This window comes from Streptomyces sp. NRRL S-378 (assembly GCF_000720645.1).
Classification (GTDB): Bacteria; Actinomycetota; Actinomycetes; order Streptomycetales; family Streptomycetaceae; genus Streptomyces.
In genome coordinates this window covers 42,146-68,555 of the sequence record NZ_JOBX01000006.1, presented here as the reverse complement: position 1 = coordinate 68,555, position 26,410 = coordinate 42,146, and the positions used below count along the sequence as shown (strand labels likewise).

At 69.9% G+C, this 26,410-nt stretch carries 22 protein-coding genes and 1 pseudogene; 15 read left to right on the top strand and 8 right to left on the bottom strand.

What is annotated here, in order from left to right; translation table 11 throughout:
- Positions 1-78: 78 nt before the first annotated feature.
- Together IH80_RS0106060 and IH80_RS41865 are read left to right on the top strand one after the other, a co-directional pair.
- Positions 79-873: a helix-turn-helix domain-containing protein gene (locus tag IH80_RS0106060; protein WP_030958310.1), complete on the top strand. Its 795-nt coding sequence runs from the start codon at positions 79-81 to the stop codon at positions 871-873.
- Complete coding sequence (locus tag IH80_RS41865; RefSeq protein ID WP_078906347.1) at positions 866-1,087, top strand: DUF397 domain-containing protein; 222 nt, start codon at positions 866-868, stop codon at positions 1,085-1,087. Before IH80_RS0106060 ends, IH80_RS41865 begins: the two co-directional genes overlap by 8 nt.
- A 48-nt stretch (positions 1,088-1,135) precedes the next feature.
- Here the strand turns inward: IH80_RS41865 and IH80_RS40625 are convergent, their stop codons facing one another.
- The 4 genes from IH80_RS40625 to IH80_RS0106035 form a co-directional block, all read right to left on the bottom strand.
- Entirely contained in the window at positions 1,136-2,341 is a 1,206-nt protein-coding gene (locus IH80_RS40625; RefSeq protein ID WP_158943293.1) for a hypothetical protein, read from the bottom strand.
- Entirely contained in the window at positions 2,331-4,928 is a 2,598-nt protein-coding gene (locus tag IH80_RS0106045; protein ID WP_030958308.1) for a type I restriction-modification system subunit M, read from the bottom strand. The genes IH80_RS40625 and IH80_RS0106045 overlap by 11 nt, the downstream gene beginning before the upstream one ends.
- A gap of 95 nt (positions 4,929-5,023) precedes the next feature.
- Positions 5,024-5,704, bottom strand: coding sequence for an RloB family protein (locus IH80_RS0106040; RefSeq protein WP_030958306.1), 681 nt, complete (start codon positions 5,702-5,704; stop codon positions 5,024-5,026).
- A complete protein-coding gene (locus IH80_RS0106035; protein WP_037879012.1) occupies positions 5,704-6,975 on the bottom strand; it encodes an AAA family ATPase in 1,272 nt (423 codons plus the stop codon). The genes IH80_RS0106040 and IH80_RS0106035 overlap by 1 nt, the downstream gene beginning before the upstream one ends.
- Positions 6,976-7,117: 142 nt before the next feature.
- Between IH80_RS0106035 and IH80_RS45740 the strand changes: the two are divergent.
- A pseudogene (locus IH80_RS45740) lies at positions 7,118-7,388 on the top strand (helix-turn-helix domain-containing protein); the annotation flags it as partial.
- A 36-nt stretch (positions 7,389-7,424) separates the two neighbouring features.
- On the opposite strand, the gene IH80_RS0106025 reads toward IH80_RS45740, so the two are convergent.
- The gene (locus IH80_RS0106025; RefSeq protein WP_051808849.1) at positions 7,425-8,285 is read right to left on the bottom strand and encodes a hypothetical protein; all 861 of its coding nucleotides are present in this window, start codon (positions 8,283-8,285) and stop codon (positions 7,425-7,427) included.
- A 216-nt stretch (positions 8,286-8,501) separates the two neighbouring features.
- Between IH80_RS0106025 and IH80_RS0106020 the strand changes: the two genes are divergently transcribed.
- Together IH80_RS0106020 and tesB are read left to right on the top strand one after the other, a co-directional pair.
- Positions 8,502-9,659, top strand: a complete 1,158-nt coding sequence (locus IH80_RS0106020; protein ID WP_030655469.1) for an acyl-CoA dehydrogenase family protein — start codon at positions 8,502-8,504, stop codon at positions 9,657-9,659.
- 6 nt (positions 9,660-9,665) lie between these two features.
- Positions 9,666-10,541, top strand: coding sequence for an acyl-CoA thioesterase II (gene tesB, locus IH80_RS0106015; protein ID WP_030958300.1), 876 nt, complete (start codon positions 9,666-9,668; stop codon positions 10,539-10,541).
- Between the two features lie 15 nt (positions 10,542-10,556).
- On the opposite strand, the gene IH80_RS0106010 is transcribed toward tesB, so the two are convergent.
- From IH80_RS0106010 to IH80_RS0106000, 3 genes are all read right to left on the bottom strand, one after another.
- Positions 10,557-11,417: a DUF4253 domain-containing protein gene (locus IH80_RS0106010; protein WP_030958299.1), complete on the bottom strand. Its 861-nt coding sequence runs from the start codon at positions 11,415-11,417 to the stop codon at positions 10,557-10,559.
- A gap of 213 nt (positions 11,418-11,630) precedes the next feature.
- Positions 11,631-12,437: a phosphatase gene (locus IH80_RS0106005; RefSeq protein WP_030958298.1), complete on the bottom strand. Its 807-nt coding sequence runs from the start codon at positions 12,435-12,437 to the stop codon at positions 11,631-11,633.
- 56 nt (positions 12,438-12,493) lie between these two features.
- Complete coding sequence (locus IH80_RS0106000) at positions 12,494-13,072, bottom strand: TetR/AcrR family transcriptional regulator (RefSeq protein WP_030958297.1); 579 nt, start codon at positions 13,070-13,072, stop codon at positions 12,494-12,496.
- A gap of 99 nt (positions 13,073-13,171) precedes the next feature.
- Between IH80_RS0106000 and IH80_RS0105995 the strand changes: the two genes are divergently transcribed.
- The 10 genes from IH80_RS0105995 (at position 13,172) to IH80_RS0105950 (ending at position 26,407) form a co-directional block, all read left to right on the top strand.
- Positions 13,172-14,788, top strand: a complete 1,617-nt coding sequence (locus IH80_RS0105995) for a carboxyl transferase domain-containing protein (protein WP_030958295.1) — start codon at positions 13,172-13,174, stop codon at positions 14,786-14,788.
- Between the two features lie 26 nt (positions 14,789-14,814).
- A complete protein-coding gene (locus tag IH80_RS0105990; protein WP_030958293.1) occupies positions 14,815-16,830 on the top strand; it encodes an acetyl-CoA carboxylase biotin carboxylase subunit in 2,016 nt (671 codons plus the stop codon).
- A gap of 11 nt (positions 16,831-16,841) precedes the next feature.
- Positions 16,842-17,759 carry a hydroxymethylglutaryl-CoA lyase gene (locus IH80_RS0105985; protein WP_030958291.1) on the top strand — a complete coding sequence of 306 codons (918 nt, stop codon included), beginning with the start codon at positions 16,842-16,844 and terminating at the stop codon, positions 17,757-17,759.
- A 7-nt stretch (positions 17,760-17,766) separates the two neighbouring features.
- Complete coding sequence (locus IH80_RS0105980) at positions 17,767-18,927, top strand: acyl-CoA dehydrogenase family protein (protein WP_030958290.1); 1,161 nt, start codon at positions 17,767-17,769, stop codon at positions 18,925-18,927.
- Between the two features lie 148 nt (positions 18,928-19,075).
- Positions 19,076-20,116: an ABC transporter substrate-binding protein gene (locus IH80_RS0105975; protein WP_030958289.1), complete on the top strand. Its 1,041-nt coding sequence runs from the start codon at positions 19,076-19,078 to the stop codon at positions 20,114-20,116.
- A gap of 107 nt (positions 20,117-20,223) precedes the next feature.
- A complete protein-coding gene (locus IH80_RS0105970) occupies positions 20,224-21,123 on the top strand; it encodes a siderophore-interacting protein (RefSeq protein WP_030958287.1) in 900 nt (299 codons plus the stop codon).
- Positions 21,124-21,269: 146 nt separating this feature from the next.
- The gene (locus IH80_RS0105965) at positions 21,270-22,760 is read left to right on the top strand and encodes a pyridoxal phosphate-dependent decarboxylase family protein (protein ID WP_030958284.1); all 1,491 of its coding nucleotides are present in this window, start codon (positions 21,270-21,272) and stop codon (positions 22,758-22,760) included.
- A complete protein-coding gene (locus tag IH80_RS0105960) occupies positions 22,744-24,045 on the top strand; it encodes a lysine N(6)-hydroxylase/L-ornithine N(5)-oxygenase family protein (RefSeq protein WP_030958283.1) in 1,302 nt (433 codons plus the stop codon). Before IH80_RS0105965 ends, IH80_RS0105960 begins: the two co-directional genes overlap by 17 nt.
- On the top strand, positions 24,042-24,629 hold the full coding sequence (locus IH80_RS0105955; RefSeq protein ID WP_030958282.1) for a GNAT family N-acetyltransferase: 588 nt from the start codon (positions 24,042-24,044) through the stop codon (positions 24,627-24,629). The genes IH80_RS0105960 and IH80_RS0105955 overlap by 4 nt, the downstream gene beginning before the upstream one ends.
- A complete protein-coding gene (locus tag IH80_RS0105950; protein WP_030958281.1) occupies positions 24,626-26,407 on the top strand; it encodes an IucA/IucC family protein in 1,782 nt (593 codons plus the stop codon). Before IH80_RS0105955 ends, IH80_RS0105950 begins: the two co-directional genes overlap by 4 nt.
- Positions 26,408-26,410: the final 3 nt, after the last annotated feature.

Below are 26,410 nucleotides of genomic sequence, written 5' to 3'. Positions count from 1 at the left end.
CTCACAGGGTGAGACGAAGCGGAGTAGCCTCGCCAGTGGGTGGCGTGTGACAACGCCTCTGTCACATGGGAGTTGACCGTGAGCAACATCTATGGGGACTGGTTGAAGGCGCAGCGCGAGACGGCCGGGCTCACCCAGCAGCAACTGGCCGACGCGGCGATCATGACCCGCTCGCACATCTCCCACATCGAGGCGGGCCGCCGCGCGCCGTCGAAGGAGGACGCGCGACGCCTGGACAGGGCACTGAACACGGGGAACGTGCTGAGCAGCTTCCTGCCGGAGGAGGACGCGGCGGTAGCGGACCGCTTCGAGGTCGCGCGACAGCTCGAACAGCAGGCGAAGATGATCCGCGAGTTCGCCCTGTCGCTCGTGCCCGGGATCCTCCAGACCGAGGCGTACATGCGCGCGGTTCTGCGCACCGCCTTCCCTCCATGGAGTGAAGAGGAGTGTGACAGGATCGTTGTCACACGGCTTGAGCGTGGAAATCTGCTGGCCAACCCGACAACACCCCTAGTCTGGGCGCTGCTTGACGAGGCAGTACTGCGGCGAAGGGTCGGCAGTCCAGACGTCATGGCAGAGCAGCTCATGCACATGGTGGACTTGGCCGAGTCGCACCGCATCCGGGTCCACGTCCTGCCCCAGGACTTGGGGGCTCACCCACTCCAGCAGAGCATGCTCACGCTGATGTGGTTCGAAGACCAGCCTCCGGTGGCTTACACCGAGGCCATCTACACGGCCAAGCTCTACGACAACCCGGCCATGGTCGAACGCATCCAAGCCGCCTACGATCTTGCACTGAGCGACGCGCTGTCGCTGAAGGAGTCAATTGCCCTGATGCGGGCAACGGCGAAGGACTACGGACACCATGATTGAGCACACCATCCGCAACGCTGCCGCACTGACTGGCTGGCGCAAGTCGTCCTACAGCGGCAACGACGCGGACAGCTGCATCGAAGTCTTGGACGGCCACCCGTCGGGCGTCCCGATCCGCGACTCCAAGGTCCCGCATGGCCCAGCCCTGGTCGTTTCGGCAGCCTGCTGGTCCTCGTTCATCGCAGCCGCTAAAGAGGGACAGCTTCCCGCCTGAACGTCAGGGTTCACGAACACCCCACGCCTTCGTTAAACGCGGCTGACTTCAGCGTCCAGCGCCGCCCTCCAGGAGATCGCCCACGATTCCCTTCTTAAGGTCGTTCAACTTCGCGAGCTCGGCTGCCTCAAGCTGATGCTGATCTCTCACCGCTGCAAGGCGCAGCAGAAACTCCGCTTGCCCCGGAACGTCCAACCTTGGGAATGGACAGCTTCGGACATCAGAGCCGTTAATACTGGCCTGAGAAATCGCACTCTTCGCCCGCGTGCGGAAATGCGCCTTGACCGGCGAGCTCCCCAGCCACGTCTCAACAAAGCTGGGGACAGCCCTATCGGCACCCACCCTGCAACGCATCATGTTTGACTCGAACACAATCGGCTCCACCAGTTTACCGACGGCGGTGGCTTTTCCCACCAAGTCCGGCGTGTTCACGCGGTTGATGAGGATATCGCCGACATCGAGACTGTATCGGTCGACTTCCCCCTTGCCGAGCGTAACCCTCAGAAGGTTGCGCGTGAGGTCTGACGGCCCGCCCTTGAAGCTATCGATGCGGACAATCGGTGTCCCTTCAGGACCGTATGAGGACGCAGGTTTGTAGATACCGTTTTGAGGGCCAAAATCGAGGACGTCTTCGAACGCACCACATTCTAGGCCTTCGAGTTCCGCCATCACGCCGGACCTAAGCTTGTCCAGCTTGACAATCGAAGCCTTTAGGGCACGCTCTTGTTCCGACACCGCGTCAATCACCTCGACGATTCGCCGCTGATCACTCACAGGAAGGCTCGGAATCGGCATGGCATTCAATTGCGACGAGCTGATCGTCGCGAGATTTGTCGTCTGCTTGGCAATCCGCAAGAAGTAAGCTCGCCCTTCCGGCGACGCCATATACAACGCCAAGAACTCAGGAAGAAGGACAGCTTCGAAGCATCGGACCCTGAACACATGGTTCTGGTGAAGACATGGGTCGATTCGACCATCCCAAACGGCACCACGCCCCAACTTGTCGAAGTCGCCGCCCTCGGTCAGCAGCACATCGCCATGGTTCAGCCGGAAACGCTCTACCGATGCAGCCGGAACTCGCAAGGTCTTAACTTCGGCCGTGGAGATGTGTCCGTCCTGAACATTGGCGACTCTCAGGTACGGCAATTCGACACTTGAGCCACTTGGTGCGCTGCCGCCGAGAGCAACACCTCCCGCAACCTCGGCCAGGCTGTCGAGACGTCGGTACTGACGTTCACCCCGCTCAGTCTGCATAGCCAAGCTCCTTCAGGAATCCGTCCAACTTCTCAGCCGCTTGCTCCCCCTCGGCGCGGATCTCCCTCAGCGAAACGGCGTACTTGTCCGCCCACACCTCATACGCGTCGGCCAACTCCCGCCGCCTGCGAACCACATGCCCCGCCAGCTTGCCCGCCAAGTCGTCCCGGAGGAGCTCCAGCACCACCCGCCGTTCGGCCTCCGGATCCAGCGCCAGTTTCTGCCGCGCCGCGAACAGGCCCGGCGGGTCCTCGCCCAGCTTGGGCGGGTCGCTCGGCCAGGGGAACCAGAAGTCCGCCTCCAGGCGCTTGATCAGGGCGGCGGCCTTGGTGCGCTCCTTCCTCACGTGCGCCAGCTCCGCCAGCTGCTCCACGCTCAGAGCGACCGCCTCGCGGGAAGGCGCGTCCTCGTCGTCCGCCTCGCCGTCCTCCGACGGCTCCGGTTCCGCGTTGAGTTCCTTCCACCGTGCGTCCAGCTCCGCCTTACGCGCGTCCGCCGCCGCCAGCTTCTCCAGGAAGTCCGGGGCGATCGCCGCGACCACCTTGTGGTCGTACGCCTGGCGGCGTTCGGCGGCGGTGCGCTTGCGGAGCTTGCGTGTCTTCGGGTCTTGTTCCGGGGCCAGCAGGGTGTCCACGTTCTCGACCCAGCCGTCCAGGACGCCCGCGAAGCCGTTCTCCGACAGCGCGAGCAGGTCGTACTTGGCCTCGTACCACCAGCCGGCCACCGCGCCCGCGAGGGCGTAACGGTCGAGGAGGTCTACCTCTCCCAGCCGCTCGACGAACGACTCGATCAGCTCGCCGCGTACCGCCATCAGCCCTGCCTTGCGCTCCGACGCGGTCAGGTCGGCCAGACGCTCCGGGGTTGCGGCCACCGCCTCCAGGTGGCGGGCCTCCTTCTCCCACCACCGTCCGAACGCCGCCCGCAGGGCTTCCTCACGCGGGCGGGCCAGCTCCGCCAGCCGGGCCGCGTCCGGGCGGCTGCCCTCCGGTAGGAAGTCCACGTAGTCGGGGTCCGCCGGGGAGCGCTCCGCGAAGAGGTCGGTCAGCTTCACCCCGTAAGCGTCCAGCAGTTCCTTCTTCGCCTCGATCTCCGCGCGCGGCACCCCGCCCACCAGGTGGGCCCGCACGTCCTGCGGCTCCGGCGGCGGGGTGTTGTCCACGTAACGGCGGATGTTGAGGTTGTCGTCGTTGGCCGCCAGCTCCTCGCGGGTCACGATCCGCGAGAAGCCCGGCACCTCGGTGTAGCCGTGGAAGGTGGTGACGATCTTCTCTGCATGTTCCGGCAGCAGGACGTTCTGGGCGCGCTCCGAGTGGTATTCGCGGTCCGCGTTGATGAACAGCACCTTGCCCGCCCGCGCCGGGTCCTTGCGGCCCGGCGGGCGCAGCAGGAGGATGCAGGCCGGAATGCCGGTCCCGTAGAAGAGGTTGGGGGCCAGGCCGATGACGGCCTCGATCGCGTCCTCGTCGAGCAGCTTGGTGCGGATCTCCTGCTCGCCGCCGCCCCGGAACAGCACACCGTGTGGCATGACCGTGATGACCATGCCGCCGCGCCCCTCCCGCTTGGTCTCCCACAGCATGTGCTGGAGGAACATCAGGTCGGCCTTGCCGCGCTCGCTGGTCATGCCGTACGTCGTGCGCTGGGCGGCGTACTGGAGGTCGGCGGCCACGTAGTCCATGGAGAACGGCGGGTTGCTGAGAACCCCGTCGAAGCGGTCCGCGTCGGACTTCGGAACGTGGGTCGGTTCGGCCAGGGTGTCGCCGGTGGTGAGGTCGAAGCGACGTACGCCGTGCAGCACCATGTTCATCGTGGACATGATCCAGGAGCCGCTGTTGGCGTCCTGGCCGGCGAAGAACATGTCCGAGGTGTCCCCGCCGTGCTCCTCCACGTACTCCTTGGCGTGGATGAGCATGCCGCCCGAACCGACGCACGGGTCGTAGATCCGCATGCCCTGCTTGGGGCCGAGCAGCTCGACCATCATCCGGACCACGGCGCGCGGGGTGTAGAACTCGCCGCCCTTGCGGCCGGCCGAGTCCGCGAACTCCTTGATCAGGTACTCGTACGCGGCGCCGATCAGGTCGGGGAACTCGAAGTCGTCGGTCCGCAGCCGGACCCGCCCGAAGTGCGCGATCAGCAGCTTGAGGCGCTGGTCGGCCAGCTTTGCTGCGCCGCCGGAGTTGCCCGAGCCGCCGATGCGGTTGAAGTCGAGGTGGTCGAAGAGGCCCTTGAGCTTGCTGTTCTGGCCTTCCAGGGCTTGGAGGGCGGGGCGCAGCCGGTCTTCGTTGATGTTGTGGGTGGCCGAGGAGATCCACTTCCAGCGGGCGTTCCTCGGGACGAAGAGCACGTCACGGTCGCTGTACGCGGACTCCTGCTCCAGGTAGCCCTCCAGCAGCTCGCCGTCGAGCCCGAGCTCCTTGGCGGCGTACTCGCGGATCTGGTCCCGCGCGGCCTCGAACTCGTCGTTGGCCCGCTTCAGGAAGAGCAGCCCGAAGATGTAGTCCTTGTACTCGGAAGCATCCATGGTGCCGCGGAGGATGTCCGCGGCGGCGAACAGATGCCGCTCCAGTTGCGCGAGCGTGAGCTTGGCCACGAATACGACTCCCTACGACCCCGATGCGACGTAGGAAACAGTACGGCGACAGTGGACACCGGCGAAAACCGTGTATCCGGCCGAGGCCGGGCCCGTCAGTAGGCGGTGATCCCCAGCCCCTTCTCAACGAACTCGAAGACGTCCGTGTAAGGATCGCGATGGAGCCAGGACACGTGCTCACCGTACGCAGAGTTGATCTTCTGGGCGCGCTGTTTGGCCAGCTTGAAGCTGTTCTTCGGGATCTGGTCCGACTCCACGTGCTTGATGTTGTCGGTGTTCTTGGCGAACGGCAGGCGGGCGGTCACCTGGTTGCATGCCCCGCCGAACTGCGCGTCCACGGTCTTGACGTGCAGCAGTCGCCACAGCTCGAAGCAGGGGTGGGAGAAGGCGATCTGTACGCCCGCTTCCTTGGCCTGCTTCCGCGCCGCCTCGATCTGCTCGTGCTCGTCCCGGTCGAACAGGCACCAGACCTGCGGCCAGAACTCCGACTCGGGGTCCAGCTTGCTGCGCTTCGCGGCCCGGACCTCCTCGCGCATCAGCCGGACGGCGTCCTCCACCAGCTTGATCGGCTTGCGGTGGGAGCCCGCCGCCGAGTCGTTGGCGATGTGCACGTCGACCTGCACGCCCGGATCTTTCAGGACGCCCCTGGCCTGGACGATCCTGATGTATTCGGGCTCGGTGACCTTGCCTTCCGTGAAGACATGCACCACCCGGCGCCGCTTCCCGCCCTTCGGCTTGGCGGACGTCAGCGAGTCCTTCCCCCTCGTACGCGCCATCAGCTCCGCTCCACCCCGTGCTCCCGTTCCTGTGCGGTCGCGGCCGTCAGACGCCGCGCGATCTGGCCCTCCAAGAGGGCTGGGACTCCGCCGAAGGCTCCCGCCAGGTAGGACCGCATGAGGTCCTCGTCCTTCCCCGGGGACGCGGCGGTCAGCGGGTAGAGCTCGGTCGCTCCGTCCTTGTCCTTCTCGGTCAGCCACACCTGGCCCGGCTCCAGCAGCCGCCCGCCGCTCGGGGTGCTGAGCACCGAGGGGGCGTGCGAGGTGAAGACCAGCTGGGCTCCGCGGGGGTTCGCGTCCGGGTCGTGGAAGAGCCGGACGACCTCGGCGGCGAAACGCGGGTGGAGGCTGGAGTCCAGTTCGTCGACGAGGAGGACGGCTCCTTCATCGAGTGCGAGCAGCATGGGTCCGAGGAGGGCGAACCAGGAACGGGTGCCGAAGGACTCGTGCCGCCAGTCGAGGGCGACGTCTGCGCCGCCCGACCGGTGGGTGAGACGGACCGTCGCAGGGCCCTTGCCTTGTCCTTCGTCGACGACCTCGGCGCCGGTGATGCCGAGGTCGGCGACCTGGAGCAGCTCGTTGATGCGACGCGCACGGCTGCCGGCCAGCTCACGCGTCGTGTACTGCTCGCGCTCCACCCGCTCGGTCTCCGGGCCGATCAGCCACATATTGCGGCGGAACCAGTGGTAGAGCGCCGACAGCTGGGGGTGGTTGTCCGTACCCGCCGTGGACAGGAGCAGGGCGTTGGGACGGGTCCGCCGCGCCAGCTGGGTGCGGTCCTTCACGCGGGCGCCGGGCCAGTCGTAGACCTCGGCGCGGGAGGCGTCCCGGTCGAGCCACACCTGGCGGTGACCGCGCGGGTAGCAGTGCAGCCATTCGGCCTCGACGCGTGCAGTGCCCAGCTCGAAGCCGTAGGTCCAGCGCACACCGTCGAGGACGATGTCCGCCTCGAAGAAGCTCGGCTCGCCCCCCTCCTTGGCGTCGAGCGCGAAGGGACGGCGCGGGACGGTGTCGTGCGAGGCCCACCTCCCGTAGGAGTGCAGGACTGCGGTACGCATGTCCGTCATGGCGGCGAGCACGTTCGACTTGCCGGAGGCGTTGGCACCGAAGATGCCGATCAGGGGGAGAACCCCCACGGTCTGCCCACCGGCGAGCTCCACCGGCCGGGCGGCCTCGCTCGGCTCGCCCTCGTCGTCCCCGGACACGACGAACGACAGCTCCTGCTCATCGCGCAGGGACCGTACGTTCGCGGTGCGGAACCTCAGCAGCATGCTGCCCCCTCTCCGCGGCCAGGGTAATGGTCATCTAAGACAGCGGCTCGCGTCGGGCGGCATCGGGGCGTGCCGACGGCCTTATGGACTGGGCGGATATCTCTGCAGTGACTCACTATGTGCAAGCCCTCCACTTCAGGCCGCGGACCTTCTCGACCCGGCGGAGGCCGACGCCCTCGCCGAGACGCTGCCGGCGCCGCTGGGGGCGGCCCACCGGGAGAGGCTGCCGTGTGGTGCGCGCACCACACGGCAGCTGGGACCGCACGGCCGCCGCCCTGGCCGTGCACCGCACCACCGTCCGCCAGCGCGTCGCCCGGGCGGCGGTGCTGCTGGGGCGCGACCTGGACGACCCGGACACCCGGATGGAGCTGTGGTTCGCCCTGCGCCGCCTTCCCGGGGCCGGGAAGCGGTAGCCGGCCCCTCACGGGCCACCGGCCCCGCGCGCCGGGTCAGGGATTGGCGGTCACCTGGAAGCCGGCGCCGTAGACGTCGGCGGGGTCGGCGGTGTCGCGGGCACGCAGGTCGGCCAGGATGTTGGCCGAGCTGGTGTACACGTACCAGGGGTACGAGATGATCATCCCCTTGGTGATGCCCGCCCAGGGCCCCTCGGCCTTGAACCCGTTGGCCTCGGAGGGGTATGCCGTCCCCGGCACGTGCCAGATGGCGGGACCGCCCGAGTCACCGGCCTTGTGCTGGGGGTGGGCCTGGTAGACGCCCCTGTCGTTGTTGGTGATCCGGCCGTACCAGACGCCGAGCTGGCCGGAGACGACCAGCTCGTTGTTGTTGAACCAGGCCGCGCCGAGCAGCCGCTCCCGGTTCGGGGCGGGGCTGAGGGCATTGGGGCTGGGGGTCCCGCCCGGCACCTCCAGCACCCCGGTCTGCTTCAGGTGCGGGCCCTGGGAGGACGGCGTCACGGCCGCGACCAGCTCGATCACCATGTAGTCCTTGGTGAGGTGGCCTGTCATGGACCCCTCCGGGTCCTTGAAGTACCGGACGTACCCGATCGGCCCGAAGCCGATGTCCTGCCGGTGGAAGACGGGTATGAGGTCCTCGTGGATCTCACGGTCGGCATATTCGGGGGCCGAGATGCAGTGCCCGGCCGAGAGGGCGATGTTCCGCCCGTAGCCGTCGCTGCCGACGGCCCCGATGGTGCAGAAGCTGTCCGGGGTGGAGGCGTTGAAAACGATCTGCATCGCGTTGTGGACCCGCTTGGCCTGCGGCGACTCCTGCGTCTCGGCGTGGACCGTGCCCGCGCCGAGCGCAAGGGCCACCACCGTCGCCACCGCAAGGCTGAACAGCCTCCTGAGCATCTGGGATTCCTGTCCTGTCGGGGGAAGGGCCGGGCGTACCGAGTCAACCGGCACGGCCCGGGCGACAGAAGGAGGTATCCGGCCAGCCGCCCTCGGGCGCCGGTGTGACGTACGCGCGTGCGACCACATCTGGACAGCCTGGCCAACTCGTCGGTAACTTAGTCTGAGCAAGCGCTTAATTTAGGCGGCGGACCGCCGCGACGAAGGGAGCCGGCCGTGCGCCGTACGGTGTTCAACGAGGACCACGAGGCGTTCCGCGAGACCATCCGCGCCTTCATCGAGGCCGAGGTCGTCCCCGTCTACGACGAGTGGTTCGCCGCCGGCCAGGCGCCGCGCGACTTCTACTACAAGCTCGGCGAGCTGGGCGTCTTCGGCATCAACGTGCCCGAGGAGTTCGGCGGCGCCGGCCTGGACACCCACAAGTTCGAGGCCGTCCTCTACGAAGAGACCTCCCGCGCGGGCGTGAACTTCGGCGGCTCCGGCGTGCACGTGCTGCTCGCCCTCCCCTACATCAAGATGCTCGCCGACGACGAGCAGAAGAAGCGCTTCCTGCCGAAGTTCGTCTCCGGTGAGGAGATGTGGGCCCTCGCCATGACCGAACCGGGCACCGGCTCCGACGTTGCGGGCATGAAGACCACCGCCAAGCTCTCCGAGGACGGCACCCACTACGTCCTCAACGGCTCCAAGACCTTCATCACCGGCGGCGTCCACGCCGACCGCGTGATCGTCTGCGCCCGCACCTCCGCCCCGAGCGCGGACGACCGCCGCTTCGGCATCTCCCTCTTCGCCGTGGACACCAAGTCCGAGGGCTACTCCATCGGCCGCAAGCTGGACAAGCTGGGCCTGAAGACCTCCGACACCGCCGAGCTGGCGTTCGTCGACGTGAAGGTCCCGGTCGAGGACCTGCTCGGCGAGGAGGGCAAGGGCTTCTACTACCTCGGCCACAACCTGGCCTCCGAGCGCTGGGGCATCGCCTTCGGCGCGTACGCCCAGGCCGCCGCGGCCGTCCGGTTCGCCCAGCAGTACGTGACGGAGCGCACCGTCTTCGGCAAGCCCGTCGCGCACTTCCAGAACACCAAGTTCGAGCTGGCCGCCTGCCAGGCCGAGGTGGACGCGGCCCAGGCCGTCGCCGACCGCGCCCTGGAGGCCCTGGACGCCGGCGAGCTGACCCCGGCCGAGGCCGCCTCGGCGAAGCTCTTCTGCACCGAGGTCGCGCACCGCGTCATCGACCGCTGCCTCCAGCTGCACGGCGGCTACGGCTACATGAACGAGTACCCGATCGCCCGCCTGTACGCCGACAACCGCGTCAACCGCATCTACGGCGGCACCAGCGAGATCATGAAGTCGATCATCGCCAAGTCGATGGGCCTGTAAGTCCCCTTGAACGAGGCACTGACGGATCTCCTCGATCTGCTCGACCTGGAGCAGATCGAGGAGAACATCTTCCGCGGCACCAGCCGCACCTCCCTGGTGCCGCGCGTGTTCGGCGGCCAGGTGGCCGCGCAGGCCCTGGTCGCCGCCGGGCGCACGGTGCCCGCGGACCGTCTGCCGCACTCGCTGCACTCGTACTTCCTGCGGACCGGCGACTCCGGCGCCCCGATCGTCTACTCCGTGGACCGGATCCGCGACGGGCGCTCCTTCACCACCCGGCGCGTGGTCGCCGTCCAGCACGGGCAGCCGATCTTCCACCTCTCCGCGTCCTTCCAGACGTACGAGGAGGGGCTGGAGCACCAGGTCCCGATGCCGGCCGCCCCGGACCCCGAGTCCCTGCCGACGGCCCTCCAGGCGCTGCCCCCGTACCGCGAGATCTTCCGCGACCCGGGCACCGTCGAGCGGCTGCTCGAAGCACGCGGCGCGGTGGACCTGCGGTACGCGACCACCCCGCCCTGGGGCACGGTCGGCGAGCCGCTGGAGCCGCGCTCGCAGGTCTGGTTCCGCACGCAGGGCAAGCTCGCGGACGACCCGCTGCTGCACACCTGCCTCGCCACCTACGTCTCCGACATGACCCTGCTCGACGCGGTCCTGCTCGCGCACGGACGCGGGGGCTGGGCGGTGGGCGACGTGGTCGGCGCCTCGCTGGACCACGCGATGTGGTTCCACCGGCCCTTCCGCGCGGACGAATGGCTGCTGTACGACCAGGAGTCCCCCTCGGCCCACGGCGGCCGGGGCCTCGGCCAGGCCCGCATCTACACCCAGGACGGCCGCCTGGCGATCACGGTCATCCAGGAGGGCGTGGTCCGCACCCCGCGCGCCTGACCCGCGCCCGGCGGCTCAGTCCCACCAGAACGACCAGTGGCCGCTGCCGGTGACGGCCTCTTCGGTGTAGGCCCGGACGCTGCCGGAGCCCTGCCAGATGTTGTCGGGCGAGAAGGCGAAGTGCTCCGCCGCGACGGGCAGGGCCCGGGCGGTCGTGGAGGGCGGGTACGCGACCGACAGGTGGAGCTCGTCGAATCCCAGGGCGACGAGCCGGGCGCCGAATCGGTCCTCCCAGGACCGGAGCACCGCACTGATCAGGGCGGTGTCGTTCTCGTAGTTGGCCGGTCCGCACCAGCCCAGCGCGGTGGGTACGTCGGCTCCGCGGCGTGAGGGGACCAGCGCGAGCCGGGGGCCCGGCAGCCATCCCCGCTCGGTGAGCTCGTCCGCCAGCTCGCAGGCCGCGGCCTCCGGATCCGGCACGTCCGGACCGTCCGACGGGCCGGGCTCCGCGAGCCCGGGCCAGTCCCTGCCGAAGGGCGCGATGATCTCCTCTCCCTCCTCCCCCTCCTCGGGGTCGGGAACCACCCTGCTCCAGAACTCGCGCAGCACGGGCTCGGCGTGGTGGTCGTCGGGGTCGGACATCCGCTCCGGCGCGAACTCCCTGTCCCGCCACCAGCGTTCCAGCCCGGGGCGGTCCTGCAGCAGCACCGCCTGCAGTCCGGCGGCCGCGAGGTGCGGGCTGCGGTGCGCGGCGAGCGCGCCCACGCCCACCGCCTCGTCGGACACCCACACCAGCGGCTCGGGGATCTTCCCCCACCGGCGCCGCCCGGACCTTCGGACGACCCCGCCCGGCGGCAGGTCCAGCCCCAGGGAACGCCCTTGGGGATCACCGGCCAGCATGGACAGCGGATCGCGCCGCTTCGGAGGCTTCGCCATGCGGCGACCGTAACCGCGACCACTGACAGCGGGTGCGGCCGTCCGTGCCGACGGCCGCACCGCACATCGAATTCCCGATGAGGATGGAACGCCTGGTCTCCGGTCCGGCCCGGAGCGTCAGGGACGGGGGCAAGGACCGGTAGCAGGCGGCGGCAGGACCCCGGTCCGGTCGACGCCGGCCGGGGGCTCACCGCCGTCTGCGCGCCGGCACCGTCAGAGCAGGCCCGCCGCGTTGAGCAGGTACGCCACCATCGGGTCGTAGTAGCGCGGGTCGCGGACGTGGTCGTCCAGGGGGATCGCGACCTGGAGGGTGCCCTCGGCCTCGCCGAGGAAGAGGGCCGGGTCGTTGCAGTCGGCGTAGCCGACCGCGTCCAGGCCGCGCTGGGCCGCGCAGCCCGCCCAGCCGTGGTCGGCGACGACCAGGTCCGGCTGCGGGCGGCCCTCGGCCGCCAGGGTGTCCAGGATCGCCGCCATCGGCGCCGGCGAGTGGGTGTGCCACAGGGTCGCGCCCCGCTCCAGCACCGCGACGTCCGCGAACTGCCACACCGAGCCCTCGTCCGCGACCAGGCCCTGCGGGATCACCACGATCTCGCAGCCCGCGGCGCGCAGGGCCGCCGCCGTCGCCCGGTGGACGTCCAGCAGGCCGCCGGGGTGGCCGGTCGCGAACAGCACGCTCTGCCGGTCGGCCGCCGCCTTGCGCAGGCGCGCGGCCAGCCGGTCCAGGCCGGCCACGGTCAGCTCGGGGTCGATGGTGTCCTGGCCGTGGCGGACCTCCGGGTCGTCCACGACGCCGCAGCGCTCCGCCATCACGGCGAGCACGTCCTGCTCGTCGCTCCAGCGGTCGCCCAGTTCCAGGCCGAGCCAGTAGTGCCGGTCGCCGTTGGCGAGCTTGCGGTAGTGGGAGAGGTTGTTCTCGCGCGGCGTCGCGACCTGCCCCGCGATCCGCGTGCGGACCAGATGGTCGATGAGTTCGGCGCGGCTGGGTACGGGCGTCTCTATCGGCTTCGGCATGCGGGCCATTCTGCCGCCGCCGGGGCGGAGGCGGCGCGTCCATTCCGGTCGGCGGACGCCCCGGGTCATGCCGACAGCGCCCCGAAGGCCCCGTGCGCGAGCCTGCGCAGCAGCGACTCCGTCGCCTCCCGGCCCAGGGCCGCCAGGTGCGGGGTGGAGTTGAGCAGGCCGAACACGGCGTGCACGGCGACGCGCACCTCCGCCTCGCCGACCTCGGGGTGCAGCTCCCGTACGACCTCCACCCACAGCTCCACGTACTGGCGCTGGAGCTGCCGCACGAGCTTGCGGTCGGCCTCCCGCAGCCGGTCGAGCTCGCGGTCGTGCAGCGTGATCAGCGCCTGGTCGTCCAGTGCGAAATCGATGTGGCCGTCGATGAGGGAGGACAGGACCCGGCCCGGGTCGCCCGCCGCCTCCGCGACCCGGTGGCGGCCGCCGGTGAGCAGCCGTTCGCTGATGCCGACGAGCAGCTCGGCGAGCATGGCGTCCTTGCCCGCGAAGTGCCGGTACAGGCCGGGGCCGCTGATGCCCACCGCAGCCCCTATTTCGTCCACGCCGACGCCGTGGAACCCGCGCGCGGCGAAGAGGCGGGCGGCCTCGCTGAGGATCTGCTCGCGTCGGGTGGGGGCGGCCGCTCTGATGCTCATGGGAAACCATTCTAGACAGGGCCGTTAGCGGTCGTTAACCTGAGCTCCACGAGCGTTAACGCTCATTAACCGCCTGGAACGAGCAAGGGAGCTCGACCGATGCAGCAGGCACCAGTGCTGACGAGCGCCGCGGACCCGGCGTCCGAGGCCTGGCGGACCAACGAGGCCGCCCACCGCGAGCTGACCGAGGGCCTGCGCGCCCGGCTCGACGCGGCCCGGCTCGGCGGCGGCGAGAAGGCCCGCGCCCGCCACACCGCCCGCGGGAAGCTCCTCCCGCGCGACCGCGTGGACACCCTCCTCGACCCGGGCTCCCCCTTCCTGGAGCTGGCCCCGCTGGCCGCCGAGGGCATGTACGGGGGCGCCGCGCCCGCCGCCGGGGTCATCGCGGGCATCGGCCGGGTCAGCGGCCGCGAGTGCGTGATCGTCGCGAACGACGCCACCGTCAAGGGCGGCACGTACTACCCGATGACCGTCAAGAAGCACCTGCGCGCCCAGGAAGTGGCGCTGGAGAATCGTCTCCCCTGCCTCTACCTGGTCGATTCCGGCGGTGCCTTCCTGCCCATGCAGGACGAGGTCTTCCCCGACCGGGAGCACTTCGGCCGCATCTTCTACAACCAGGCCCGCATGTCGGGCGCCGGCATCCCGCAGATCGCCGCCGTCCTCGGCTCCTGCACCGCGGGCGGGGCGTACGTCCCGGCCATGAGCGACGAGGCCGTCATCGTCCGCAACCAGGGCACGATCTTCCTCGGCGGCCCGCCGCTGGTGAAGGCCGCGACCGGTGAGGTGGTCACGGCCGAGGAGCTCGGCGGCGGCGAGGTCCACTCCCGCGTCTCCGGCGTGACCGACCACCTCGCGGAGGACGACGCGCACGCGCTGCGGATCGTACGGAACATCGTGGCGACCCTGCCCGCGCGCGGGGCCCTGCCCTGGTCGGTGGAGGCTCCGGAGGAGCCGAAGGTGGACCCGGCCGGGCTGTACGGCGCGGTCCCGGTCGACTCCCGCACCCCTTACGACGCCCGCGAGATCATCGCGCGGATCACGGACGGCTCCCGCTTCCAGGAGTTCAAGTCCGAGTTCGGCCAGACGCTCGTCACCGGCTTCGCCCGGATCCACGGCCACCCGGTCGGGATCATCGCGAACAACGGCATCCTGTTCGCCGAGTCCGCCCAGAAGGGCGCGCACTTCATCGAGCTGTGCGACCAGCGCGGCATCCCGCTGCTCTTCCTCCAGAACATCTCGGGCTTCATGGTCGGCCGCGACTACGAGGCCGGCGGCATCGCCAAGCACGGCGCCAAGATGGTGACGGCCGTGGCCTGCGCCCGGGTGCCGAAGCTGACGGTGGTGGTCGGCGGCTCGTACGGCGCCGGCAACTACTCGATGTGCGGCCGGGCGTACTCGCCCCGCTTCCTGTGGATGTGGCCCAACGCCAAGATCTCGGTGATGGGCGGCGAGCAGGCGGCCTCGGTCCTCGCGACGGTCAAGCGCGACCAGATCGAGGGCGCCGGCCAGGAGTGGCCGGCCGAGGACGAGGAGGCCTTCAAGGCCCCGGTCCGCGCCCAGTACGAGGAGCAGGGCAACGCCTACTACGCCACGGCGCGGCTGTGGGACGACGGGGTCATCGACCCCATGGAGACCCGGCAGGTGCTGGGACTGGCCCTGACCGCGTGCGCGAACGCCCCGCTGGGCGATTCGGGCTTCGGCATCTTCCGTATGTGACGTGATGTGACGTGAGGACCTCACTGATGTTCAGCACTGTTCTGGTCGCGAACCGCGGCGAGATCGCGGTCCGGGTCATCCGCACCCTGCGGGAGCTCGGCATCCGCTCCGTGGCCGTCTTCAGCGACGCGGACGCGGACGCCCGCCACGTACGGGAGGCCGACACGGCCGTCCGGATCGGTCCGGCGGCGGCCGCGGAGAGCTACCTGTCGGTGGAGCGGCTGCTGGATGCCGCGCAGCGGACGGGCGCCGAGGCCGTCCACCCCGGCTACGGCTTCCTCGCGGAGAACGCAGCCTTCGCGCAGGCCTGCACCGAGGCCGGGCTGGCCTTCATCGGGCCGCCCGCCTCCGCGATCTCCCTCATGGGCGACAAGATCCGCGCCAAGGAGACGGTGAAGGCGGCGGGTGTGCCCGTGGTTCCCGGCTCCTCCGGCAGCGGTCTGACCGACGCCGAACTGGTCGCGGCCGCCTCGGAGATCGGCATGCCGGTCCTGCTGAAGCCCTCGGCGGGCGGCGGCGGCAAGGGCATGCGGCTCGTCCGGGACGAGGCGGTGCTGGCCGAGGAGATCGCGGCGGCCCGCCGCGAGGCCCGTTCCTCCTTCGGCGACGACACCCTGCTGGTCGAGCGGTGGGTGGACCGGCCCCGGCACATCGAGATCCAGGTGCTGGCGGACTCCCACGGCAACGTGGTCCACCTCGGCGAGCGCGAGTGCTCGCTGCAGCGCCGGCACCAGAAGGTCATCGAGGAGGCCCCCTCGGTCCTGCTCGACGAGAAGACCCGCGCCGCGATGGGCGCGGCCGCCGTGGACGCGGCCCGCTCCTGCGGGTACGTCGGCGCGGGCACGGTGGAGTTCATCGTCCCGGGCGGGGACCCGTCCTCCTACTACTTCATGGAGATGAACACCCGTCTCCAGGTCGAGCACCCGGTGACGGAGCTGGTCACCGGCCTGGACCTGGTGGAGCTCCAGCTGCGGGTGGCCTCCGGCGAGGCGCTGCCCGTCACCCAGGACGACATCCGGCTGACCGGGCACGCCATCGAGGCCCGCGTCTGCGCGGAGGACCCGGCGCGCGGCTTCCTGCCGTCCGGCGGGACGGTCCTGGCGCTGTCCGAGCCGTCGGGCGGAGCGGTCCGCACGGACTCGGGCCTGACCGCGGGCGTACCGGTGGGCTCGACGTACGACCCGATGCTGTCGAAGGTCATCGTCCACGGGCCGGACCGCCCGGCGGCCCTGCGCATGCTGCGGGCCGCCCTCGCCGACACGGTGATCCTGGGCGTCCAGACGAACGCCGGTTTCCTGCGGCGGCTGCTGGCCCACCCGGACGTGGTGTCGGGCGACCTGGACACGGGCCTGGTCGAGCGCGACCTCCCGTCCCTCCTGCCGGAGGGGGTCCCGGACGAGGTGTACGCCACCGCAGCCCTGCTGGCGGGCACCGCGCCGGAGCCGCGGGCGACGGGGTGGGCCGACCCGTTCGACGCCGCGAGCGGCTGGCGCCTGGGCGGCACCCCCGCCTGGACCGTCCGCCACCTCCGCCTTCCCGGCCAGGACCCGGTGGAGGTCCGTACCCGGCAACGGGGCGCCGAGCAGGAGATCCTGCTGGGCGCGGCCGACAGCGGCGCCGCACCGGCCCGCGGCCGGATCGTCAGCCGCACCCCAGGCACCGTCACCGTCGAACTCGACGGCGTCACGCACCGCTTCAGCCACGCCGCCTCCCCGGAGGGGACCTGGCTCGGCCGCGACGCCGACTCCTGGCACGTGCAGGCGTACGACCCCGTCGCGGCGAACCTCAGCGGCGGCGGACGCAGCGGCGCGGACACCCTCGCCGCGCCCATGCCCGGCACCGTCACCGTCGTCAAGGTGGCCGTCGGCGACAAGGTGACGGCCGGTCAGAGCCTGCTCGTCGTCGAGGCGATGAAGATGGAGCACGTCATCTCCGCCCCGCACGCCGGCACGGTCACCGAGCTGGACGTCTCCCCCGGCACCACCGTCGCCATGGACCAGGTCCTGGCCGTCGTCACCCCGGACGAGGAGGAGGGCGCGTGATCGGCCTGCCCATGACCGTCCCGGCCCCCGGCCTGCCGTCCCGGGTCCGCATCCACGAGGTCGGCGCCCGCGACGGCCTGCAGAACGAGAAGACGGCCGTCCCCACGGAGGTCAAGGCTGAGTTCGTCCGCCGCCTGGCCGGCGCGGGCCTGACCACGATCGAGGCGACCAGCTTCGTGCACCCCAAGTGGGTGCCCCAGCTGGCCGACGCCGAGCAGCTCTTCCCGCTGCTCGCCGACGTGGACGCCGCCCTGCCCGTCCTGGTGCCGAACGAGCGCGGCCTGGACCGCGCGCTCGCCCTCGGGGCCACCCGTATCGCCGTGTTCGGCTCGGCCACGGAGACCTTCGCCTCCCGCAACCTCAACCGCACCGTCGCCGAGTCCCTCGCGATGTTCGAGCCGGTCGTGGCGCGCGCCCGGGAGGGCGGGGCGCACGTACGCGGCTACCTGTCCATGTGCTTCGGCGATCCCTGGGAGGGCGCGGTCCCCGTCCACCAGGTCGTCTCCGTGGCCAAGGCCCTGCTCGACCTGGGCTGTGACGAGCTGAGCCTCGGCGACACCATCGGCGTCGCCACCCCGGGCCATGTCCAGGCCCTGCTCTCCGCGCTGAACGAGGCCGGTGTGACCACCGACCGCATCGGCGTGCACTTCCACGACACCTACGGCCAGGCCCTGTCCAACACCCTCGCCGCGCTCCAGCACGGGGTCACCACCGTCGACGCCTCCGCGGGCGGCCTCGGCGGGTGCCCGTACGCGAAGAGCGCCACCGGCAACCTCGCGACCGAGGACCTGGTGTGGATGCTCGACGGTCTCGGCATCGAGACCGGGGTCGATCTGGCCGCCCTCACCGCCACGAGCGTGTGGATGGCCGAACGGCTGGGACGCCCCAGCCCCTCCCGTACCGTCCGCGCCCTCTCCCACAAGGAGTAGTCACACCATGTCCCTCGACCACCGGCTCGCCCCTGAGCACGAGGAACTCCGCCGCACTGTCGAGGCGTTCGCCCACGACGTCGTCGCCCCGAAGATCGGCGACCTGTACGAGCGGCACGAGTTCCCCTACGAGATCGTCGCCGAGATGGGCCGCATGGGCCTGTTCGGCCTGCCCTTCCCGGAGGAGTACGGCGGCATGGGCGGGGACTACCTCGCCCTGGGCATCGCCCTGGAGGAGCTGGCCCGCGTCGACTCCTCGGTCGCCATCACCCTCGAGGCCGGGGTCTCCCTGGGCGCCATGCCCCTGTACCTCTTCGGCACCGAGGAGCAGAAGCGGGAGTGGCTGCCGAAGCTGTGCTCCGGCGAGGTGCTGGGCGCCTTCGGTCTGACGGAGCCCGGCGCGGGCTCGGACGCCGGCGGCACCCGCACGACCGCCGTCAAGGACGGCGACGAGTGGGTCATCAACGGCTCGAAGTGCTTCATCACCAACTCCGGTACGGACATCACCGGTCTGGTCACGGTCACGGCCGTGACGGGCCGCAAGGCGGACGGCCGCCCGGAGATCTCCTCGATCATCGTCCCGTCCGGCACCCCGGGCTTCACGGTGGCCGCCCCCTACTCCAAGGTCGGTTGGAACTCCTCGGACACCCGTGAGCTGTCCTTCGACGGCGTACGGGTCCCGCTCGCCAACCTGGTGGGCGAGGAGGGCCGCGGCTACGCCCAGTTCCTGCGGATCCTGGACGAGGGCCGGATCGCCATCTCCGCGCTCGCCACGGGCCTCGCGCAGGGCTGTGTGGACGAGTCGGTGAAGTACGCCAGGGAGCGGCACGCCTTCGGCAAGGCCATCGGCGACAACCAGGCCATCCAGTTCAAGCTGGCCGACATGGAGATGCGCGCCCACATGGCCCGCATCGGCTGGCGCGACGCGGCCTCCCGCCTGGTGGCCGGGGAGCCGTTCAAGAAGGAGGCGGCGATCGCGAAGCTGTACTCCTCCACGGTGGCCGTGGACAACGCCCGTGACGCCACGCAGATCCACGGCGGCTACGGCTTCATGAACGAGTACCCGGTGGCCCGCATGTGGCGGGACTCCAAGATCCTGGAGATCGGTGAGGGCACCAGCGAGGTCCAGCGCATGCTGATCGCACGGGAGTTGGGCTTCGCGGGCTAGTCCGCACGCCCGTGCGGGCGCGGGTGGCGCGAGGGGGCCCGAAAAAAACTTAGGGCCCCCTTACCGTTTCCGGCCAAGGTTAGGCTAACCTTCCCCACGAACGGCACGCTGGTGGCCGCCCCGGTACGCACGAAATCGGACATCGATTATGCCCAAGTCCCGCAGCTTCTCCTTCACCCGTCGCGGCTTCATCGCCGCGGGCGGCGCCCTCGGTCTCGTCGCCACGCTCGCCGCGTGCGGCGGCGCCGACACGGCGAAGGGTGACGGCGACAAGGGCAGCACCGCCGCCGCTTCCTCCGGTCCCTGGAGCTTCAAGGACGACCTCGGCAAGGACGTCAGCGCCAAGTCCACGCCGAAGAACATCGTCGCCTTCACCGGCACCGCCGCCGCGCTGTACGACTACGGCGTCTCCGTCAAGGGCGTTTTCGGCCCGACCAAGACCGCCGACGGCAAGCCCGACGTCCAGGCCGGCTCGATGGACATCTCCAAGGTCGAGATCCTCGGCAACGTCTACGACGAGTTCAACGTCGAGAAGTACGCCGCCCTCCAGCCCGACCTGCTCGTCACCAACACCTGGGACGGCTCGTACTGGTACGTGCCCGAGGCCTCCAAGGACAAGATCCTGAAGCTGGCCCCGCACGCCGCGATCGGCGTCGGCGGCAACGTCTCGATGGACAAGGCCCTGGAGCGCACGGCGGACCTCGCCAAGTCGCTGGGCGCCGACATGAACGCCAAGGCCGCCGTCGACGGCAAGGCCCGCTTCGAGGCCGCGGCCGCCAAGGTCCGCGAGGCCACCAAGGCCAACCCGGGCATCAAGGTCCTCGTCGGCTCCGGCTCCGCCGACCTGTTCTACGCCTCCACCCCGGACACCTCGGCCGACCTGAAGTACTTCAAGTCCCTGGGCGTCGAGTTCATCACCCCCGAGAAGCTCGACGAGGGCGGCTTCTTCGAGAGCCTGAGCTGGGAGAACGCCGGCAAGTACAAGGCCGACCTCGTCCTGCTCGACAACCGCACCGGCACCCTGCAGCCGGAGGAGCTGAAGGCCAAGGCCACCTGGGCCGAGATGCCCGCCGTGAAGGCCGGCCAGATCGCCCCGCGCACCACCGAGCCGATCTACTCGTACGACAAGTGCGCCCAGATCCTCGAGGACCTCGCCAAGGCCGTCCAGAACGCCAAGAAGGTCGCCTGACCCACGCGCGGCGCCCGGTGACCCCGGGCGCCCGCCTCCAGGGCGTGTCCGCACGGACACGCCCTGGGCACGTCTGAGGCCGCACCGACTTCCAGGGGGACTTCCGCATGACCGTCACCGCGTCCGACACCCCGGCCGTGGCGCACTTCCGCTTCTTCGCGCTCGAAGTGCTCCGTACCCGCCGCCTGGGCCACTCGTTCCTGCGGGTCACGTTCGGCGGGGAGTCCCTCGCGGGTTTCCGCTCGGGCGGCTTCGACCAGAGCCTGTCGCTCTTCCTGCCCCCGTCCGGTACGGAGCACACCGAGCTCCCGTCCACCGACGAGGACACCTGGTTCGCCGCCTGGCGCGGCATGCCGGACGAGGAGCGGCCGGTCATGCGCTCCTACACCGTGCGCGAGCAGCGCCGTGACGAGGCGGGCGCGGTCGAGGTCGACATCGACTTCGTCCTGCACGGGGACTCCAGCCCCGCCTCCCACTGGGCCGGCCGCGCGAGCGCCGGCCGCCGGATCCTCGCGATCGGCCCGGCCGTCGCGGAGAACAAGTCCGTACGCTTCCAGGCCCCGGCCGACGCCGACGCGGTCTGGATGTACGCGGACGAGACCGCCGTGCCGGCCGCGGCCGCCATCCTGGAGCGGCTGCCCGCGGGCCGGCGCGTCCGGGCCTGGTTCGAGGTCCCGCACGAGGACGACCGGCTCGAACTCGACGCGCCCGCCGACGCGGACATCACCTGGATCGTGCGCGAGGGCGACGGCCGGGAGCGGACCGGCCGGGTCCTGGACGCACTCCGCTCGGCGCAGGTACCGGCCGCCGCGGCCCCGTACGTGTGGCTGGCGGGCGAGGCCGGCACCGTGCGCGCGGTGCGCCGCCACTTCGTGCAGGAACGATCCGTCGACCGCCGTTCGGTGCGCTTCACCGGCTACTGGCGGCTCGGCGCGAGCGAGGAGCAGCTCCTCGCCGAGGCGTACGCGGGGCAGGCGCCCAGCGAAGACCCCACCTCCGAGCTGTAGTCAGTTCCGTTCCGTTCCACAGCAGTTCGCGATGGGCCCTGGCCGAAACCGGGGTCCATCGCCATTTGGCCATTCTGTTAGGTTAGGCTAACCTAAACATCACACGCCCCACCCTCCCCATCTCCCCCCTGCCCGGAGGAAAGTTGATGCGTCGGCATCTGCTGAACGAGACGACCGCGGACATCTACCGCCGTTCCGTCACCGAGAGCGTCGACCGCGTCGCCGCCAAGCTCGCCACCACCGAGCGGCCGCACACCGGCATATCCGTCGACGAACTCGCTCCGGTCATCAACGGGATCGACCTCGACACCCCGCTCGGCGACACCTCCGCCGCGCTCGCCGAGCTGGAGGACGTCTACCTCCGCGACGCCGTCTACTTCCACCACCCGCGCTACCTGGGCCACCTCAACTGCCCGGTCGTCATACCCGCGGTGGTCGGCGAGGCCGTCATGGCCGCCGTCAACTCCTCCCTCGACACCTGGGACCAGTCCATCGGCGGCACGCTCATCGAGCGCCGCCTCATCGACTGGACCACGCGCCGCATCGGCCTCGGGGAGAAGGCGGACGGCATCTTCACCTCCGGTGGCAGCCAGTCCAACTTCCACGCTCTGCTGCTGGCCCGCGACGAGGCCTGCCGCACCGTCATGAAGCGCGCCATGGACGCCGGGATCGGCCTGACCAAGGCCGAACTCCTCCCGAAACTGCGCATCTTCACGTCCGAGGCCAGCCACTTCAGCGTGCAGAAGTCCGCCGCCATGCTGGGCCTCGGCTACGAGGCCGTCATCTCCGTACCCGTCGACCGCAACCGCCGCATGGACACCTCCGTCCTGGCGCTGGAGCTGGAGGAGTGCGCCGCCGAGGGCCTCTTCCCCATGGCCGTCGTCGCCACCGCCGGCACCACCGACTTCGGGTCCATCGACCCGCTCCCCGAGATCGCCCGCCTGACCGCCGAGCACTCCGCGTGGATGCACGTGGACGCCGCCTACGGCTGCGGCCTGCTGGTCTCCCCCACCCGCCGGCACCTCCTCGACGGCATCGAGCACGCCGACTCGGTCACGGTCGACTACCACAAGTCGTTCTTCCAGCCCGTCAGCTCCAGCGCGATGCTGGTCCGCGACCGCGACACCCTCAAGCACGCCACGTACCACGCGGACTACCTCAACCCGCGGCGCATGGCCGAGGAGCGGATCCCCAACCAGGTCGACAAGTCCATCCAGACCACGCGCCGCTTCGACGCCCTCAAGCTCTGGATGACGCTGCGCATCATGGGCGCCGACGGCATCGGCTCGCTCTTCGACGAGGTCATCGACCTCGCCGCCGCCGGCTACGACGTCATCACGGCCGACCCGCGGTTCGAGGTCGTCGTCGCACCGCAGATCTCCACCCTCGTCTTCCGCTTCCTGCCCGGCGAGGACGTTCCCGCGGAACTCCTCGACGAGGCCCAGCTCCACGCCCGCAAGGCGCTCTTCGCCTCCGGCGAGGCCGTCGTCGCCGGCACCAAGGTGGACGGGAAGCAGTACCTGAAGTTCACCCTCCTCAACCCGCAGACCACGACGGCCGACATCACCGCCGTCCTCGACCTCCTCGCCGCACACGCCGAGCAGTTCCTGGGAGAATCCCTTGCCGTCCACCACTGAGCCCCACGACTTCATCGGCATCGGTCTCGGTCCCTTCAACCTGGGACTGGCCTGCCTGACCGCGCCGATCGACGAGCTGAGCGGCCTGTTCATCGAGTCGAAGCCGCACTTCGAGTGGCACGCGGGGATGTTCCTGGACGGCGCGCACCTCCAGACGCCCTTCATGTCGGACCTGGTCACCCTCGCCGACCCGACGTCGCCCTTCTCCTTCCTGAACTACCTGAAGGACCAGGACCGGCTGTACTCCTTCTACATCCGGGAGAACTTCTACCCGCTGCGCGCCGAGTACAACGACTACTGCCGCTGGGCCGCCGACCGCCTCGACAACGTCCTGTACTCGACCTCCGTCACCGAGGTCACCTACGACGAGGCCGCCGCCCTCTACGAGGTCCGCACCGACGCGGGCGAGACCCACCGCGCCCGCCGCCTCGTCCTGGGCACCGGCACCTCGCCGTACGTCCCGGAGGCCTGCGCCGGCCTCGGCGGCGACTTCCTGCACAACGCCGCCTACATGCCCCACAAGGCGGAGCTGCAGAAGAAGAAGTCCATCACCCTGATCGGCTCCGGCCAGAGCGCCGCGGAGATCTACTACGACCTCCTCGCCGAGATCGACGTGTACGGCTACCAGCTCAACTGGGTCACGCGCTCCCCGCGCTTCTTCCCGCTGGAGTACACGAAGCTGACGCTGGAGATGACCTCCCCCGAGTACGTGGACTACTTCCACGCCCTCCCGGAGGACACCCGCTACCGGCTGGAGACCCAGCAGAAGAACCTCTTCAAGGGCATCGACGGCGACCTGATCAACGCCATCTTCGACCTGCTCTACCAGAAGAAGATCACCATGCCGGGCGCGGTGCCCACGACCCTGCTGACCAACACCTCACTGAACAGCACGGCGTACGACACCACCACGGGCACCTACACCCTGGGGCTGCGCCAGGAGGAGCAGGAGCGGGACTTCTCCCTCAGCACCGAGGGCCTGGTCCTGGCCACCGGCTACAAGTACCGCACGCCGGACTTCCTGAACCCGGTGCGCGACCGCCTGAACTTCGACGGCCGCGGCCGCCTCGACGCCGCCCGCAACTACAGCGTCGACACCACCGGCCGCGAGGTGTACCTCCAGAACGGCACCACCCACAACCACTCCCTGACCTCCCCCGACCTGGGCATGGCCGCCTACCGCAACGCGTTCATCGTCGGTGAGCTGCTCGGCCGCGAGTACTACAAGGTCGAGAAGTCCATCGCGTTCCAGCAGTTCGCCGCCCCGGAAGGCACCCACGCATGAGCACCACCGACACCCTCTACTCCCGGACGGACCCGGTCCTCGGGGACTTCGCGATCCGCCCGCTGGACCCCTTCGCCGACGCGGAGCTGCTCCACGGCTGGGTCACGCACCCCAAGGCCTCGTTCTGGATGATGCAGGACGCCTCGCTGCCGGACGTCGAGCGCGAGTACATGCGCATCACGGCGCACGAGCACCACCAGGCCTACATCGGCCTGCACGAGGGCCGCCCGGCCTTCCTGATGGAGACCTACGACCCGAGCGAGCTGGAACTGGTCGGCCTGTACGACGCCCAGCCGGGCGACGTGGGCATGCACTTCCTCGTCGCGCCCAGCGACCAGCCCCTGCACGGGTTCACCCGCGCGGTCATCACGACCGTCATGGCCGCGATCTTCGCCGACCCGGCCACCGTGCGCGTCGTCGTCGAGCCGGACGTCGCCAACACCGCCGTGCACGCCCTGAACGAGGTCGTCGGCTTCGTGCCGGAGCGCCAGGTCACCAAGCCGGAGAAGGAAGCGCTGCTGAGCTTCTGCACCCGCGCGCAGTTCGAGGCCGCCACCGGCATCACCCAGGGGGTGTCGATATGAGTCTCACCGACGCCGTCTCCCACCTCTCCCCCGAGCTGTGGGCCCGCGCCAACCGCGCCCTGGTCCGCAAGGCCATCGCCGAGTTCGCGCACGAGCGCCTGCTGACCCCCGTGTCCCTCGGCGGCGACCGCTACTCGGTCGTCTCCGACGACGGCGCGGTGGAGTACCACTTCGACGCCGCCCGGCAGGTCCTCGACCACTGGTCGGTGGACGAGGCCACCATCACCCGGCTGCGGGACGGCGCGTCCCTGCCGCTGGACGCCCTCGACTTCCACATCGAGTTCCAGCAGACCCTGGGGCTGAGCGCGGAGGTCATGCCGGTCTACCTGGAGGAGATCTCCTCCACCCTGGCGGGCTCGGCCTTCAAGTACACCAAGCCGCAGATCCCCGCCGGCGTGCTGGCCAAGTCCTCCTTCCAGGACATCGAGACCGGCATGACCGAGGGCCACCCCTGCTTCGTCGCCAACAACGGCCGGCTCGGCTTCGGCGTGCACGAGTACCACGCCTACGCTCCGGAGGCCGCGAACCCGGTCCACCTGATCTGGGCCGCCGCGCACAAGGACGTCGCCACCTTCACGGCCGGTGCCGGCCTGGAGCACGACAGCTTCATGCGCGCCGAGCTCGGCGACGCCGCGGTCGACCTGTTCGCGGCGAAGCTGCGCTCCCTGGACCTGGACCCGGCGGACTACCTGCTCTTCCCGGTCCACCCGTGGCAGTGGTGGAACAAGACCACGATCACCTTCGCAGCGGAGATCGCGGGCCGCCGCCTGGTGCTGCTCGGCGAGGGCGAGGACGCCTACCTCCCGCAGCAGTCGATCCGTACGTTCTTCAACACCACCACCCCGACCAAGCACTACGTCAAGACGGCCATCTCCGTCCTGAACATGGGCTTCATGCGCGGCCTGTCGGCGGCCTACATGGAGGCCACCCCCGCCATCAACGACTGGCTGCACCAGCTGATCGAGTCCGACGAGGTCCTGCGGTCCGTCGACTTCTCGATCATCCGCGAGCGCGCGGCCATCGGCTACCGGCACCTGCAGTACGAGCGCGCCACCGACCGCTACTCGCCGTACCGCAAGATGCTGGCGGCCCTGTGGCGCGAATCCCCCGTGAACTCCCTCGCGGACGGCGAGCGCCTGGCCACCATGGCCTCGCTCCTCCACGTGGACGCCGAGGGCAGGTCCTTCGTCGGCGCCCTCATCGAGGAGTCCGGCCTCACCCCGGCCGAGTGGCTGAAGCCCTACCTGCGCGCGTACCTGCTGCCGCTGGTGCACTGCTTCTACCAGTACGACCTCGCGTACATGCCGCACGGCGAGAACACCATCCTGGTCATCAAGGACGGTGTCGTACAGCGTGCGATCTTCAAGGACATCGCCGAGGAGATCGTCATCATGGACGCGGACGCGGTGCTGCCGCCCGCGGTCGAGCGGATCCGGGCGGACGTCCCGGAGGACATGAAGCTGCTGTCGATCTTCACGGACGTCTTCGACTGCTTCTTCCGCTTCCTGTCCTCCATCCTCGTCTCGGAGGGCATCTGCACCGAGGAGACCTTCTGGCGGGCCGTGGCCGACTGCGCCCACGACTACCAGGAGTCCATGCCGGCCCTCGCGGAGAAGTTCGAGCGCTACGACTTCTTCGCCGAGGAGTTCCAGCTGTCCTGCCTCAACCGCCTCCAGCTGCGCAACAACAAGCAGATGGTCGACCTCTCCGACCCGTCCGCCGCGCTCCAGCTGATCGGCACCCTCAAGAACCCCGTCGCGCCCTTCGCCCGACGGTGAGAC

Bases quoted from the DNA above. Each gene is read 5' to 3' on its own strand.
- IH80_RS41865 (WP_078906347.1), top strand. From the start codon at position 866: ATGATTGAGCACACCATCCGCAACGCTGCCGCACTGACTGGCTGGCGC.
- IH80_RS40625 (WP_158943293.1), bottom strand. From the start codon at position 2,341: ATGCAGACTGAGCGGGGTGAACGTCAGTACCGACGTCTCGACAGCCTG.
- IH80_RS0106040 (WP_030958306.1), bottom strand. From the start codon at position 5,704: ATGGCGCGTACGAGGGGGAAGGACTCGCTGACGTCCGCCAAGCCGAAG.
- IH80_RS0106035 (WP_037879012.1), bottom strand. From the start codon at position 6,975: ATGCTGCTGAGGTTCCGCACCGCGAACGTACGGTCCCTGCGCGATGAG.
- IH80_RS0106025 (WP_051808849.1), bottom strand. From the start codon at position 8,285: ATGCTCAGGAGGCTGTTCAGCCTTGCGGTGGCGACGGTGGTGGCCCTT.
- IH80_RS0106010 (WP_030958299.1), bottom strand. From the start codon at position 11,417: ATGGCGAAGCCTCCGAAGCGGCGCGATCCGCTGTCCATGCTGGCCGGT.
- IH80_RS0106005 (WP_030958298.1), bottom strand. From the start codon at position 12,437: ATGGCCCGCATGCCGAAGCCGATAGAGACGCCCGTACCCAGCCGCGCC.
- IH80_RS0106000 (WP_030958297.1), bottom strand. From the start codon at position 13,072: ATGAGCATCAGAGCGGCCGCCCCCACCCGACGCGAGCAGATCCTCAGC.
- IH80_RS0105995 (WP_030958295.1), top strand. From the start codon at position 13,172: ATGCAGCAGGCACCAGTGCTGACGAGCGCCGCGGACCCGGCGTCCGAG.
- IH80_RS0105990 (WP_030958293.1), top strand. From the start codon at position 14,815: ATGTTCAGCACTGTTCTGGTCGCGAACCGCGGCGAGATCGCGGTCCGG.
- IH80_RS0105985 (WP_030958291.1), top strand. From the start codon at position 16,842: ATGACCGTCCCGGCCCCCGGCCTGCCGTCCCGGGTCCGCATCCACGAG.
- IH80_RS0105980 (WP_030958290.1), top strand. From the start codon at position 17,767: ATGTCCCTCGACCACCGGCTCGCCCCTGAGCACGAGGAACTCCGCCGC.
- IH80_RS0105975 (WP_030958289.1), top strand. From the start codon at position 19,076: ATGCCCAAGTCCCGCAGCTTCTCCTTCACCCGTCGCGGCTTCATCGCC.
- IH80_RS0105970 (WP_030958287.1), top strand. From the start codon at position 20,224: ATGACCGTCACCGCGTCCGACACCCCGGCCGTGGCGCACTTCCGCTTC.
- IH80_RS0105965 (WP_030958284.1), top strand. From the start codon at position 21,270: ATGCGTCGGCATCTGCTGAACGAGACGACCGCGGACATCTACCGCCGT.
- IH80_RS0105955 (WP_030958282.1), top strand. From the start codon at position 24,042: ATGAGCACCACCGACACCCTCTACTCCCGGACGGACCCGGTCCTCGGG.
- IH80_RS0105950 (WP_030958281.1), top strand. From the start codon at position 24,626: ATGAGTCTCACCGACGCCGTCTCCCACCTCTCCCCCGAGCTGTGGGCC.